This window comes from Gilliamella sp. B3127, from assembly GCF_026536935.1.
GTDB classification, from domain to species: Bacteria; Pseudomonadota; Gammaproteobacteria; order Enterobacterales; family Orbaceae; genus Gilliamella; species Gilliamella apicola_E.
This window is the reverse complement of sequence record NZ_JAFNNI010000002.1, coordinates 59953-74654: the sequence shown is the minus strand read 5'-3', so window position 1 is coordinate 74654 and position 14702 is coordinate 59953. Positions and strand designations below refer to the sequence as shown.

The following is a 14702-nucleotide window of genomic DNA, read 5'->3' as shown; positions in this document are numbered from 1 at the left end:
CATCGAATTATTAGGGTTTTGGGGGGATTCCTTCTTCGAATTCAGGATAACCATCACAAATAATATCCCAATTCGCTTTTGAACCAGTATAAATATGAATACGTTTTTCCGCATTAATTGGTTCATTAATTAGGCCAATACGTAATCGATAACTATTATTATCATTATCACGACTAGAAAAAAGGTGTGAACCACATTGACCACAAAAATGGCGATTAACGCCTGAGCATGAAAAAATTTTTATCTTTTCTTCGCCCTTAATAAAAGTTAAATCTTCCTTGTTAATGGCTGTTGCAGCATTAAAAGCCGAACCAGTTTGTTTGCGACAACGCGAGCAATGACAATACACAATTGTTTTAATCTCATTATTTAGTTGATAGACAACCTCGCCACATAAACAACTTCCTGTCATCATAATTTATTTACCTTTTTTATTTATCATTTGTTAACACATTATAAAAACAGATAAAAATAAGTTACAAGTAATTTAAAAAATAGATAAAAAAAGTTGAGGAGCGGGGTTTTTGAGGAAAAAAACACCAATAATTAGTGCCTATAATCGAATATCTTTTTATATAAGAGAAAAACGGTCAGCATTTTTCAATAAAATAGCGCATTATGCGATTATCGGTCGTTAGTTCGGGATGGAATGAGCAGACTAAAATATTATTCTGCTCTGCCATTACGCAATGATTATCAATAAAAGCAAGTTGTGTGACTTGCTTGCCCGCCTTAGCAATATAGGGCGCTCGGATAAAAACGGCTGGAACTTGCTGGCCAATAGGTGCAATATCTAACATCGTCTCAAAGCTAGCAATTTGCCGACCAAATCCATTACGTTCAACCACAATATCCATCAAACCCAGTTGTTCAACTTCGCTATGGCTTGTTTCATTACCGCAAAGCACCAAACCCGCGCAGGTACCAAAAATCCCTTTACCTTGCTTGGCAAACTCTTGGATTGATTCAAATAAGCCATTTTGCCGAATTAAACGACTTATTGCAGTTGATTCACCACCCGGAATAATTAAACCATCAACTTGACGCAATTCCTCGGGCTTTTTTACTGCAATTGGGATGACTAAATCAATAGTTGCAAGCATATTTAAATGTTCAGTCACTGCGCCTTGTAAATTAAGCACACCAATGGTTTTATTTGCTTTTGAGCTCATTACCAACCTCGCTCCTGCATTCTTTCAGATTCGCTTAATTTACTAATTTCGATACCTTTCATCGCTCCACCTAATCCTTTTGAAAGTTCAGCTAATCTTGGATAATCGTCAAAATATGTTGTTGCTTGAACGATTGCTTTAGCGAATTTTTCCGGATTTTGCGATTTAAAAATACCTGAACCAACAAACACACCATCGGCACCAAGTTGCATCATCAATGCAGCATCAGCAGGCGTAGCAATGCCACCAGCAGCAAAATTAACAACAGGTAGTTTACCCAGTTGTTTGATTTGTAATATCAACTCATAAGGTGCACCAATCTCTTTAGCAAATGTCATCAACTCATCTTTTGATTTACCAACAACTAAACGAATTTGTTCATTTACTCGGCGCATATGCCTTACTGCTTCTACAATATTACCTGTTCCAGGTTCACCTTTGGTGCGTAGCATCGAAGCACCTTCACCAATTCGACGCAGTGCTTCGCCTAAGTCACGACAACCACAAACAAAAGGTATGGTAAATTCATCTTTCAATAAATGATATTGTTCATCCGCTGGTGTCAGCACTTCGCTTTCATCAATATAATCTACGCCCATGGACTCCAAAATGCGTGCCTCAACGATATGACCGATTCGCGCTTTTGCCATAACAGGTATGGTGACTGCTTTCATCACTTCTTCAACGATTGTTGGCTCAGCCATTCGTGCTACGCCTCCAGCAGCGCGTATATCAGAGGGAACACGTTCTAAAGCCATTACAGCCACTGCACCTGCTTGCTCAGCAATTTTTGCTTGTTCGGCATTAACTACATCCATAATCACACCGCCTTTTTGCATCTGCGCCATGCCACGTTTTACTGTTTGTGTACCTGTTTTCATGATTACTCCTAATTAAATAAAGTATTATTCAAAATAAAATTGCTACAATAAACAGCCAATTGGACTATAATTAACCCATCCAATTATGCATAAATCAAAAAACTGATAGACGATGTGGAATAACCAAAAATTAGCGGCTTTTGACGGAGCACTATTTAAAAAAGTGATCCAGTTGATTGAAAACTACATTGAACAAGGGGTATTAATAGCGGGTGAGAGATTACCATCAGAGCGAGAGTTAGCTAAAAATCTGCACGTTAATCGCTCAACTATTGTCCATTCGCTTGATATCTTAACTGAACGTAATGTATTGGTTCGTAAGCAAGGTAGTGGAACCTTTATTAATGATCAAAAATGGGGGCTTCAAGCTTACTCCACCATTAACTGGCGACTGCCAGCCCATTTCTATCAAAATCGCAAAAGCGTATATCAACAAAAAGTATTTCAGACTCGTCAGCAAATGGCGAACATCTGTGATTTGGCTAATGGCGATTTACCAACTCATATGATGCCCAAATTAATGTTACCCAATATTACGTCTCATGAAATGGTTGCTTATGAAAAGCAAAGCGACACATTGCAATTGGGTCTACCTACACTCAAAGTGCAGATCGCCAATTATATGTTGAACCAATTTGGCATGATGGTTGATACCGATCAAATTTTAATAACCTCAGGAACGCAGCAATCCCTCTTTTTAATTACTCAAGGATTATTAAAACCTGGCGATGCAATAGGCATTGAATCACCTTCATATTTCTATTCATTACCACTATTTCAAGCAGCAGGCTTGCGGTTATATGGTATTGAGTGTGATGCTGAAGGGATAACCTTAGAGAGTTTACAAAAAGTCAGTTTAGAACGGCAAATTAAATGGTTATTTCTAAATCCAATATTTCAAAATCCAACGGGATGTGTGATGAGTAATCATCGAAAAAAACAGATATTGGCATTTTGTCGAAAGCAGTGTATTGGTATTGTTGAGGATGATGCTTATAGTGGGTTAACTTTTGATCAAAAGAGTCATATCGACCCGATAAAAAAATATGATACCAGTAATCAAGTTATCTATTTAGGATCATTATCCAAATATATTGGTCGCAACATACGTATTGGTTGGATGATTGCACCGAAAGAAATTATCGAAAAACTAGCCAATATAAGGCATCACATTGACTCAGGATTAAGTATATTACCGCAACTTTTAGCTGAAGAATATTTGACTCATCACTACCAATCCCATCAAGAATGGTTACGCCAGCAATTAAAACAGAAGGCTAACCAACTAATAGATTGGCTGGATGACTATTTTAAAGGTGACATCAATTACCAGATACCCACAGGCGGTTTTCATCTATATGCCCATTTGCCCGTTAGCAGTCAGGCGCAGGAGTTGGCTATTTTAAATCAATTACTAGCAAAGCATATAATAGTGTCACAAGGCACCGACTTTGGGGATCGAGTTGGCGCTATACGTTTAAGTTATGGTCATTTTGCAAAAGATTTGATGAGATAAAGCGAACTAAGTTTTTATTGATTGTTCTAACAGGTATTTGGCGTTAATAAATAGATCATAACTGCCTAGACAAACAAGGCAGGGTTAATCGGTAAACTTCAAATCTCATTATTGGATTGAATCTCAGCTAAATAATCACAAAACTATCAAAAAATCGCGGTTTTTATGCCTTATTAGCTACATTATATGATATAACAATTTTCGTTTGATATAAGGCATTCGTAGCAATAACATTTATTATTAAAAACCATATCCGATTACTTAAAATAGATTCACATAAAAAATCTTATCATTTTATTTACAAAATATTATCTGAAACTACGGTACACCAATATTTAACTCACTTGCTATATATGTTAGATTATTTGCTCCTTTCATATATAAGCAGGTAGGCTGATTTTGAATCTTTCTCCAAAAGCTTTTCACTATTTGGGTGTTATCGCAACACTTGCATCATTAGGAATGTACGTATCGTATATCCCACAAATTATCGACAATCTTCATGGGTTTAAAGCTAATCCAACTCAACCTTTAGCGGCAGCAATTAACTGCTCATTATGGGTCTGTTATGGCTTATTACGACAAAAAAAGGATTGGCCAATTGCAATAGCTAATTTTCCAGGGGTATTATTTGGTTTAACCGCGTTTATTACTGCTTTATAAATTCTTGTTTTAACTCCCTTATATTTTCTTTATACAGCATAATATATGCTGTATTTTTTTATAATCACAATTCTTGTGAAATAGGCTAGATAATTGTTACTCAAAAATTGAGAAATCAGAGAAGATTAAAAATTAATCTTGCATATAACTTATTAATTATTATATTGTTATTGAGTTATCAACAGGTTTGTTAAATACTTATCAAATAATAAAGTGAATAATTTAATCGATTAATCTAATTTATCGATTTACTATTGTTATCTAATAGTGATTAGACTATAGTAAAAGTCAGCCTATTTTTTAGGCTGGATTCATCTTCAAAATCTATCAGAATGTTATTTATACAAAGATTAACTAAATTTGATGATTAACAAATGAGTTTTATAAAATAAGGAAATCACCATGGCTGATATTAATCTTTCCGATGATTTGATAAAAGATTTTATCTACTCAATGTACCGTAAAGAGGTATTATTAAATTTAAAAGGTGTGGTTTTGACTGAAGAAGATCGCAAACAACTCCACGCAAAAAGAGACTTTGTAAATCAATTATCTGAAGCCGAATTATCCGATATTCGCTCATGGGTTCTAGATAAATTAAAATTACTTGAAAACCAACACCAAGAGCAGAATTAACTAAAAAATCTATACTAAGCTAGCTTTTTCAAATCTATTGATAAAATTTATTTGCAGCGTTATTCAAAACGATATGGACAGTTTAAACAATCGTTTTATAATGCATCAGTTACTTGATAATCTTAAGGAAAGATCATGAAAAAGTTAGCAGTAGTGTTATTATTAGGTCTCCCAGTTATTGCATCTGCGTCCAATTGTGACGAAATTAGTGCAAATATCGCCGAAAAAATTAAAAATAACGGTGTTAATGAAAATAGCTTCCTATTAAAACTTGTTCCTCAAGATGAACAAAATATTGAAGGTAAAATCGTTGGATCATGTGATCGAGGTAAACAAAGCATTGTTTATATTCGTACACCATCATCAAAATCAGTTAAAGATGAGCCTGAAACACCTGTTGAAATCACACCACAACCCGTCGAGTGCTACAGCCCTAGTAACGCTCCAGTTCAAACGCCAGCTTCGGCACCAGTAGAAAAAGTTCAAACTCCAGAGCCGACTTCTACAGAATCTCAGGAAACTGAACAAAAAGCAGAATAAACGGAAATTTAAGTAACCATTTTATAAATTTTATAATTTGTTTAACCGGGGTGCTATAGGCTGAGATTATACCCGTTGAACCTGATTCGGTTAATACCGACGAAGGGAGTTTAAAACACGTCTATTATAGAAATCTGTTTAACTCCTTATAGCGAATTTGTCAAAAAGGAGTCATTATGCCATCATTTAACTCACTGATTGAATCAAGCGAGTGGAAACACTATATTCAACATGATTTTGTTCAACAATTAGGAAAAGGCACATTAGACTTAACCTGTTTTCAATACTACCTGAAACAAGATTATCTTTTTTTAATCAACTTTTCCCGAGCTTGGGGACTTGCAGTATATAAAAGTCACGACATTGCTCAAATTCGTCAATCATTAGAGAGTTTAAAAATCATTGTTGAAGTTGAACTCGATCTGCATATTGAATATTGCAAAAAATGGCAGATATCTGAATATGAACTAAGCACATTAAAGGAAGCCAAAGCCAATAGCGATTATACACGTTATGTGCTTGATATAGGATTACACGGCGATATATTAGATATACACATAGCGATGGCGCCCTGTTTAATTGGGTATGGCATGATTGCCAATTGGATTCAAGGTTGGGACGAAAACAACCCATATCGCTCTTGGATTGAGATGTATGCTAGTAAGGAGTTTCAACAAGCAGTACAAAAAGAAATTGCTTGGATAGAAGGACAATTACTTAATATCAGTGAAAACCGATTTAAACAATTAAGCCAAATATTTAAGCAAGCGACTCAATTGGAAATAAATTTTTGGCAAATGGCATTGGATAAAAGTGACTAGTAAATAGCATGTTTTACCATTTTAGATAAAACATGCTGAGCATGAATTATAAAAGTTGTTGATAGTTTTGCTTGGTTACATCATCCCAAACACTTGCTTGGACTTGCCCAATATGATGTTGTTGTAAAAGCAACATAGTTAGTCGAGATTGTCCAATCCCGCCACCAATTGTCTGTAAAAAATCACCATTAGCTAATGCCTTATGCCAAGCATATTGGAGACGATCTTCATTATTGGTTAATTTTAATTGACGCTTTAACGTCTCAGGATCGACGCGAATACCCATTGACGAAATTTCAAAACCACTATTTAAAACTGGATTCCAAACTAAAATATCACCATTTAATCCTTTAGACCCCATCTCATTATCGCTACTCCAATCATCATAATCAGGGGCGCGCACATCGTGTTTTTCTTTATTTGACAAATCACCGCCAATACCGATTAAAAATACTGCGCCTAACTCCTTAGTAATCGCGTTTTCGCGCTCTTTTGGTGACAAATTAGGATAACGTTTTAATAACTGCTCACTATCCATAAAAGTGATCGACTCTGGTAAAAAACAAGAAAGATGATATTTTTCTGAAACCACTTTTTCTGTAGCCTTAATAGCACTATAAATCTTCTCTACCGTCTGTTTTAAATAAGCTAGATTCCGATCTTCAGGACGAATCACTTTTTCCCAATCCCATTGATCGACATAAACAGAGTGAATAGGGGAGAGCTTATCTTCATCAGGGCGAAGTGCTTTCATATTGGTATAAATACCTTCACCAACTGGAAAATTATGTTGGCTCAAGATTTTACGTTTCCATTTAGCGAGTGAATGAACCACTTCAAATTGTGCATCAGGAATACTCTTAATATTAACCTGAACCGCCTTCTCAGTCCCAGATAAATTATCCTGAACACCATCACCAATTTGACTCAAAAGTGGGGCTTGAACTTCAATTAGTGATAAATTATTAGCTAATTGCTCAGCAAAAAATTGTTTAACAAAATTGATCCGTTGTTGCTGCTCTTTAAATGATATCGTCATGTCTCATCTCAAAAAGTGAATGGGTTAGTGACGATAAATTAAACTAGAAAACAGAAATATGCAAGTTAGAACATAAACGGACTTTTTATAAAGCGCTAAGCACTATAATTAAATTCACAGATTCCCGATATGGGCAAGGACTGCATCACACATTAAACGTAAAAAATGAAATTAAATTACCCAATAATACAATATATTAGGTAATTATGTTTCATCATATAGGTAAAAGATAATTGAGTTAATTATTGATTAAAATAGGTGGAAACAATATGGGTTAAATTTGGCTTTTGCCATTTTGCGATGAACACAAAATTAGGTACTATAAATGGATACCTTTTGTTTTCAGCCAAAGTAAATTCAAGTTTGCTGGTAATCCAGCCTTTTTTGAACTTGAAATTTGAAATTGACGTCACCGGGATTCGAATAACATCATTCGTTAAATCTCCAGCGAGAGTTAAGCCAATTAAAATAATTTCATCGGACTTAAAATAAATAAGGTAGTGTTTAATATCAAAAGCGGCTGCGCCCTGAAAAAGTGCAAATCTCCAAAGTTTTGGGTGGATAGAACCATAAATTACTGATGAGCTATTAAAATCAGGTAATTCAAGTTTTTCAAATAAGGCTTTTATTTTTTCTAGCTTTAACCCATCATTCATGTTAATACTCCCTTGCGTTGAAAATTTACTCTTAATTAACACATTGTTTTTATTAAAAATCGAAGATTTTAATAAGTTGAGGGGATTGATTATAAAACTATTAAAAACTAATTAAAATAGAAATGTAGTAAGAGATCATAACTATCATATAGAAAAAATTCAGACTTACGAATGGATGAAATATGATCAGATAAGTTATTGCATAAAATCCTTTCGTAAAGGGAGAGGATATGTATTTAAAAATTAAATAGTCGAAGAAATCGTAATAAGCGATTAAGCGGCTTAGCGACGTTTGAATTACCCGCGGGTTTATTTTTGAGGTTTCTATCGCAAAAAAAGTTGAGGAACGGGGTTTTTGGGGTTCTAAATTCTGCTTTGTAATGTTGCCTCAGATAAATAATTCCGCTCTAACTATGGTGCTTTTTAGAAACTTTTTTTCCGTCAAAAAAAGTTGAGGAGCGGGATTTGGGGGGGGCTAAATTCTGCTTTGCAATGTTGTCTCAGATAAGTAATTCCGCTCTAACTATGGTGCTTTTTAGAAACTCTTTTTTCCGTCAAAAAAAGTTGAGGAACGGGGTTTTTGAGGTTCTAAATTTCACTTAAAAATTATTAAATGATCAAAATTCTTGTTTTAAGCCCTAAAATAAAATTTTCAGGATCAATCGCTCTAATTATAAAGATTTGTAATGATAATATACTTAATTAAAACAATAGATAACCAATTTTAACTTAGATCATTTTTAGATCCAATTTACAAAAGTTAACGCAAATGAGTGAAAAAAAGTGTTGCATCGTGTTTTTCCAATCACTATACTTTTTACAAGGTTTTAGCTAATAGGCTAAAATTTGACAAAAACGTATAAAATTTTAAATTAATCAAAAAATTACTTGACAGGATAGTCTAAAATGCATTATAATTTTCAACAGCCAACAGCCAACAGCCAACCTGCCAAACCTATCTTTTAAATTCATCTAACTCCAGCTCCCAGTTTAATTTTTTCAATAAAACTTATTTTTCCACGCAATCAAGTGAAATTCTGCGAATTTTCGCGCGATCGCTTCCGCGATCCTCTTCTCGATCTTTTTTCCGATCGTTTTCCGGATTCTGTTTTCGATCCTTTCCCAAATTATCCCGGCAGATTGTTTTTTTCGTGGCTCTTTTCCTTCCTTTTTCTGGTCACGCATTGACATCACAGACAACTAGGAATGCGATACAGGGTAGTGCACCGTATCTGACTTTCGACGGTGGTCGTACACGTGCGGTTGATGCTAACGGTCTGCTTGGGATTACGCTATCTAACGGAATTAAATATACACCTTCAACCAATACTTCATCTTCTTCAGCACCAATCGCCTTGCCGGCTGCGGGTCAGAGTTTTGCTGATATTCGTATGTTCGTTCCTACTGATACAAATTCAGTCGATTTAAGTACTCTTATCGGTCCACCTAATAATTATTGGGGTGATGATGATGGAGATTCTGGCGTTAGTGCTACTGGTCGTTTAAGTTTATCTATCGTTGATAAAAACAATCAAGCTGTATCACGTAGTACTGTGCCAGAGATTTGTAAGGCACCTTATCGCGTTACATTATCCAGTACTGGTGGTACATTATCCACACGTTATGGGGTTCCTAATAGTCGATCTTTCAATGAAAGTAGTGTGACTTATTTCTTGAATCCTAAAGCTACGCCGGTGGTTTGTTTTGCCAGACCTAGTCTGAGTTTAGGTTCATATCCATATTCTGGTCTTTCCAGGATATGGGACCAAAATAATGGTTTTCTTCCTCAATCAACTGACCCATCACGCTATGCTTCAAACTTTCCTACTACTGGTGCTAATGGATTGTACTTTGATTTACTTATTGGCGGGGGTAATCAGGCGTTGTCTTGGTCTCCTGTTTCTCAGGGGGAGATCACAGTCACAATGTCTAATTCTACTTCTACAAGTGTACGCGTTACTTTAACTGGTCCTTTCGCTACCGAATCCCAGCATGATTCAGCCAATCCTGGTCGTATTTCTATACCTACTTTGCCTCAGACCTTCGAGTTGGTCGGTCAAGACAGTCAAGGTAATCCTGTTGTTAAATATGGTTTTACTATAAAGCGGTGGTTCGTCAACCGAGGTTATGGTGATCGGAGTTATGATTCTATGAGATCTTGGTGTAGAAGTCTTGGTTACGGTATGCCTATGGTAAGGGATTTAACAAATGCATCTTGTCCTAATAGCGTTTCAGAAACGCTCTGTCACAACTCCGTTGGAGCTAGACCTCGCTCACGTGATAATTATTACCAGCGTTATATTGGTGCCGGTTTTTTCACTGAGTGGGGTGATATGACCCGTTATTACGCTGGCTTCAACAAATCGTACTTCTGGACTAGCGATGAGTATGGTAGTGGTGGTCGTTTTCCTTATTTTTTTGTTGTAAGAATAACTGATGGCAGAGTGGCTAGGATGACCACAGATAGCTATTACTCACACGCCTCTGGGCTTTGCATAAGGTAAGAACGAAAGAATTAAAATAGATAGCTGACTAGAAAAGTCAAAGTGGTTGAGCTATAAAAAAGCGATTTTGTGGCTTAGCGACGTTTAAATTACCCGCCTAGGCGGGTATTTTTGTGGTGTTTTATCTCAAAAAAAGTTGAGGAGCGGGGTTTTTGAAACCTTGATACTATTCGGCAAATTTATTTTTATGATCATAACGATTGTAATGAATATCATCACTAATTAAATAATTATAGATATCATCTACTATCTCTATGCCATTTTTTAAGTAATCGGCTTCACGTTTTTTGCTTCTTTCGCCTGGAAAGAAGATTTCACTATTGCCTTTGGCTGGTTTGGTTTGTTTTAGTTGGTCAAGCATAGCTGACATGGTTTGTTTAAAGATTTCGAGTCCAACAAAGTATTGTGGGTTGATCACAATATGCAGATGACCAAGGTTGCGCCCTTGGGATAGATCCGCATACATTGATGAAACGTTTTTACCAAATGGTAAGCCAAGTAATATGCCTGAAAGTACATCGACCATCATCATTAGCCCATAACCCTTGGCATCGGCTATTGGTAGTAGGGCGTTTACTTTGTGGGGATCGGTTGTTGGTTCACCATGTTCATCAACCGCCCATGTTGGGGGAATGGAGGCGCCTTTTGATCTGGCGTATAAGACTTTTCCCCAAGCTTGGACAGTGGTTGCCATGTCAAATGAGACAATCCGTTCGTCGTTCGTTGGTGCTGCAAATGCGATTGGGTTGGTTCCAAAAAATTCTTCCGCGCCACCATATGGAACCGCCATTGGGTCAGATTGGCACATGGATATGGCGACTAAGTTTTGTTTAGCTGCCATTTCGGTAAAGTAACAAAGCGAGCCACTATGTGACATTCGACGAATTCCGACTACGGCAACGCCATTTTTCTTCGCCATTTCTATGGCTTTGTCCATACCAACTTTAGCGGCAACTAATCCGCATCCGTTATCAAAATCTAATATTGCTGATGATGGACCGGTTTTTTTATAGGTGACATTGGGGGAGTGAGTCATGCCTCCTTTTGCAATGCGTTCAGCATAATATTCAACTCGTACGGCGCCATGCGAGTGGATGCCTCGTGCATCGGCAAATGCAAGCGTATCGGCAGCAATATCGGCGTGCTCTTGAGTTAATCCAGCTTTATGTAGTTTTTTGGCAATTAAGTTGTGTAGTGTTTGTCTGTCTAGTCTCATTTTATCACTCCTATCCATGATCGCTATTTGGTGATGATAGTGCCTTTTGTTTGTGCTAATAGCGATTCGATATCTGTTAAGTTGCCAATATAGGCGGTATTGCCAGTTTGTTCGACAAATTCAATAACGGATTTGATTTTTGGTCCCATAGCACCATCATCGATTGCCATTGGTTGTATTCGTTTGGTATCAACCTTGCCTAGAGCGGTTTGCTCAGGTGTGCCCCAGTTTTCATATACGGCGTCAGTATCGGTTAATATCATTAAGTGGTCAGCCTTTAGTTCGATTGCCAGTTGGGCGGCGCTATGATCTTTGTCGATAACCGCCTCGATACCTTTATAACCCGATTTGTCTTTTATTACGGGAATTCCACCCCCACCATTGCAGATGACGATGGTATCTTGGTTAATTAGCTCTTTGATGGTATTAAGTTCGATAATTTTTTTCGGTTTTGGGGATGCAACAACGCGTCTTAGGTATTTGCCATCTTGTTTAAATTGCCAACCATATTGGGCTTGTAGTTTTTGTTGTTCTTCAGGTTGATATACCGGACCTATAAATTTGGTTGGATCTTTGAATGATGGGTCGTTGTTGTCAACTTCGACTTGTGTTAATACGCAGGTAACTTGGTTGACATATTGCTGTAAGCTTCGCTGTATCATATACCCTAACATGCCTTGTGTTTGAGCAACAAGGACATCGAGCGGGTAGGCGGGTACGCTTGGGTAGCTGGCATTTTGTAGAGCAAGTAATCCAACTTGTGGTCCATTGCCGTGAACAATAACAAGTCGATATTTATTGGCTAATTTGGCAATAAATTGGGTCGTGCTGTTGATGTTTTGGTATTGGTTGTCAATAGAGAGTAATTCATTTCGTTTTGAAATCGCATTACCACCTAATGCAATAACTATTAGTTCCATACGGTGTCCTTTATTTTTGTTTAGATGTCCACATCCCGATGACAATCTTTTGAGTAGATATAACTCAGTGGTTGTTGGCCAACAGCGTAACACGCTTGTAGCGCATAGGCTCCCATAAAGATGTAGTCGTCTTTTTTAACCGGTATCCACTGGTTATCAAGTAGGTACATACCTTCACCACTAAGTAAGTAGGCGCCGTGTTCTTGTACATGGGTTTCGATATAGCCATGACTTGCACCCGGTAGGAAGGTAAGAATATGGAAGTTCATATCAAAACCGAGTTCTTTGGGGAGAAGGTCTTGTATAAATACGTTATCCATATTTTCATAATTCATGCGCTCTAGTTGTTGAATATGATTAGCAATCACACGTGTTTGATAACCGGAAATAGGGTTGTAGCGACGTTTGTACAGGAATAAGCGTGATGAAGCGGTCATATTTTGTAAATAGAGTTTAACCCCAGCGGGGCAGTAGATGTAGCCACCAGTTTGTAAACGGTGTGATTGGTCATTGGCTTTTGCGTTGACGTCACCCTCTATCACATAGGCAAATACTTCAATATCATCATCCCCAAATCCTTGTAAGTTTTGACCACCTTGGTGCATGGTGACAAGGTAATCGACAAAGGATGCTCCTAGTTTAGGTGTGGCTAAGATGGTGATGTCACAATTTTCAAAACCGGGAATGATATTTTTAACTAAGCCATCAGGCGGTATTAAGGCAAAATTATGACGTTTGATTATCGCGCGGGACGCTAATAGGTCTTTTGGGTAGCCGATGTTGTTATTGATATATCCCATAATGATCTCCTTGGAACATATGCTTTAGATTTAGGCAAGGTTTGCCGTGAGTACTACTTTTTTCGACTATTTATCAAATATCGATAAATAGTCGATGCTTTTGCGTGAATCAGTTGGTTATGTGTTTACGCAAATTAATTAAAAAGAATAATGCTGTTGCAATAACTAATATTGCAATAGCCACATAGAACCCCGTAATTTTGGTTCCTGTTATATCCGCTAATAATCCAGTTAATGGTGGTGCTATTACTGATGAACTCATGCCAAAGAAGTTAAATACACCAAATGCTGTTCCGTAACTGCTTTTTGGGGCAATGTCAGCCACGTGAGATATTAGAATCGGTTCAACAACAAACTTGCCAAATAATCCATAGAGGATTAATCCCATCAGTAATAAGGTGATGGTGGATGATTGGACTGCCATAAATAGTGTTCCGGCTGAAAGCAGTTCTAATACGATAATAAAGAATAGTCGTTTAGCACGAAATTTATCCGAGATTTTACTGATGACAAGTGCGCCAGGAATAGCGGCGAATGCGACTAAAGATGATGCAGAGCCAATGCTTCCGCCAGTAAAGCCTCGTTCAGTTTCAAGAAAGTTGGGTAACCAGCTTACCACCATGTAATAGCCATAGCATGTTGCAAAGTACATAATGTAACAAGCCACCATTGGGCTACTAAAGAAGTTATGTTTTTCTTTCGGCGCCGTTTCCGTTTTCTGTTTTTGGGTGATGACGCTTTTAATCGATGGCTCTTTAATGATAATTGCAAATCCAGCAATTAAGCAGAGTGTTAGAGCCGCAATAATATAGAGCATATATTGCCATGGCATATCCAACGCTTTAACTAAGAAGCTGGTGGATAATAAGCAAACGCCCATACCCAACGCCGCTCCAGTATTGATAATGGCAGAGGCGAAGCTACGATTTTCAGCTGGAATATTTTCGGCTGATAATGACCAAGCCGAACCATAGTAAGAGCCACAACCAAGACCTGCCAGTAAGCTACCAATATAGATCATCATCATTGAGTGTGCATTACCAATCATGATCGCGGCAATGGTAAAGAGTATGAAGCCAGGAATCACCACGGCTTTTTTACCATATTTGTCAACTAAGATCCCAGCTGGAATTTGCATTAAGGTGTAGGAAAAAAAGTAACAGCTAGCAATTAAGCCCAGCTCAGTATTTGATTGTGGTCCTACAGTTTGTTGAATTTCAGGAAAAATCGCTGCTAATACGGGGCGATAAATCCACATCACTAACCAACCGAGGAATAATAAAGCGACGATTTTATGCCAGTACTGTATGCCACCTTTTTTTTCTGTCATTTTAATTC

Annotated in this window: 15 protein-coding genes and 1 riboswitch; of the genes, 6 read left to right on the top strand and 9 right to left on the bottom strand. The window is 37.2% G+C overall.

Features of this window, described 5'->3' with window-relative positions; genetic code table 11:
* Positions 1–10: 10 nt before the first annotated feature.
* The 3 genes from J3U00_RS03475 to pdxS all read right to left on the bottom strand — a co-directional run bounded on the left by J3U00_RS03475 (position 11) and on the right by pdxS (position 2056).
* Positions 11–415, bottom strand: coding sequence for a GFA family protein (locus J3U00_RS03475; RefSeq protein WP_267331576.1), 405 nt, complete (start codon positions 413–415; stop codon positions 11–13).
* 175 nt (positions 416–590) lie between these two features.
* The gene (pdxT, locus tag J3U00_RS03470; protein ID WP_267331575.1) at positions 591–1172 is read right to left on the bottom strand and encodes a pyridoxal 5'-phosphate synthase glutaminase subunit PdxT; all 582 of its coding nucleotides are present in this window, start codon (positions 1170–1172) and stop codon (positions 591–593) included.
* Complete coding sequence (gene pdxS, locus J3U00_RS03465) at positions 1172–2056, bottom strand: pyridoxal 5'-phosphate synthase lyase subunit PdxS (protein WP_324169891.1); 885 nt, start codon at positions 2054–2056, stop codon at positions 1172–1174. The genes pdxT and pdxS overlap by 1 nt, the downstream gene beginning before the upstream one ends.
* Positions 2057–2165: 109 nt before the next feature.
* On the opposite strand from pdxS, the gene J3U00_RS03460 reads away from it, so the two are divergent.
* The 5 genes from J3U00_RS03460 to tenA all read left to right on the top strand — a co-directional run bounded on the left by J3U00_RS03460 (position 2166) and on the right by tenA (position 6229).
* Positions 2166–3569 (top strand): PLP-dependent aminotransferase family protein, encoded by a 1404-nt coding sequence (locus tag J3U00_RS03460; RefSeq protein WP_267331573.1) that lies wholly within the window; start codon positions 2166–2168, stop codon positions 3567–3569.
* 399 nt (positions 3570–3968) lie between these two features.
* Positions 3969–4232 (top strand): SemiSWEET family transporter, encoded by a 264-nt coding sequence (locus J3U00_RS03455; RefSeq protein ID WP_081299490.1) that lies wholly within the window; start codon positions 3969–3971, stop codon positions 4230–4232.
* Between the two features lie 402 nt (positions 4233–4634).
* On the top strand, positions 4635–4868 hold the full coding sequence (locus J3U00_RS03450) for a hypothetical protein (protein ID WP_065562626.1): 234 nt from the start codon (positions 4635–4637) through the stop codon (positions 4866–4868).
* 135 nt (positions 4869–5003) lie between these two features.
* Positions 5004–5408, top strand: coding sequence for a DUF1161 domain-containing protein (locus J3U00_RS03445; protein WP_267331572.1), 405 nt, complete (start codon positions 5004–5006; stop codon positions 5406–5408).
* Between the two features lie 36 nt (positions 5409–5444).
* Positions 5445–5533: riboswitch (TPP riboswitch) on the top strand.
* Positions 5534–5584: 51 nt separating this feature from the next.
* Positions 5585–6229 (top strand): thiaminase II, encoded by a 645-nt coding sequence (tenA, locus tag J3U00_RS03440; RefSeq protein ID WP_267331571.1) that lies wholly within the window; start codon positions 5585–5587, stop codon positions 6227–6229.
* 46 nt (positions 6230–6275) lie between these two features.
* Here the strand turns inward: tenA and asnA are convergent, their stop codons facing one another.
* Complete coding sequence (asnA, locus tag J3U00_RS03435) at positions 6276–7268, bottom strand: aspartate--ammonia ligase (protein WP_065562623.1); 993 nt, start codon at positions 7266–7268, stop codon at positions 6276–6278.
* Positions 7269–7510: 242 nt separating this feature from the next.
* Positions 7511–7924, bottom strand: coding sequence for a hypothetical protein (locus J3U00_RS03430; RefSeq protein ID WP_065562622.1), 414 nt, complete (start codon positions 7922–7924; stop codon positions 7511–7513).
* Between the two features lie 1184 nt (positions 7925–9108).
* Between J3U00_RS03430 and J3U00_RS03425 the strand changes: the two genes are divergently transcribed.
* On the top strand, positions 9109–10428 hold the full coding sequence (locus tag J3U00_RS03425; RefSeq protein WP_267331570.1) for a hypothetical protein: 1320 nt from the start codon (positions 9109–9111) through the stop codon (positions 10426–10428).
* Positions 10429–10594: 166 nt separating this feature from the next.
* Here the strand turns inward: J3U00_RS03425 and allD are convergent, their stop codons facing one another.
* The 4 genes from allD to J3U00_RS03405 form a co-directional block, all read right to left on the bottom strand.
* On the bottom strand, positions 10595–11644 hold the full coding sequence (gene allD, locus J3U00_RS03420; protein WP_267331569.1) for an ureidoglycolate dehydrogenase: 1050 nt from the start codon (positions 11642–11644) through the stop codon (positions 10595–10597).
* Between the two features lie 23 nt (positions 11645–11667).
* Positions 11668–12564 carry a carbamate kinase gene (locus J3U00_RS03415; protein ID WP_267331568.1) on the bottom strand — a complete coding sequence of 299 codons (897 nt, stop codon included), beginning with the start codon at positions 12562–12564 and terminating at the stop codon, positions 11668–11670.
* Positions 12565–12584: 20 nt separating this feature from the next.
* Positions 12585–13364: a (S)-ureidoglycine aminohydrolase gene (gene allE / locus J3U00_RS03410; RefSeq protein WP_220225963.1), complete on the bottom strand. Its 780-nt coding sequence runs from the start codon at positions 13362–13364 to the stop codon at positions 12585–12587.
* Between the two features lie 109 nt (positions 13365–13473).
* Positions 13474–14694: an MFS transporter gene (locus J3U00_RS03405; RefSeq protein ID WP_267331567.1), complete on the bottom strand. Its 1221-nt coding sequence runs from the start codon at positions 14692–14694 to the stop codon at positions 13474–13476.
* Positions 14695–14702: the final 8 nt, after the last annotated feature.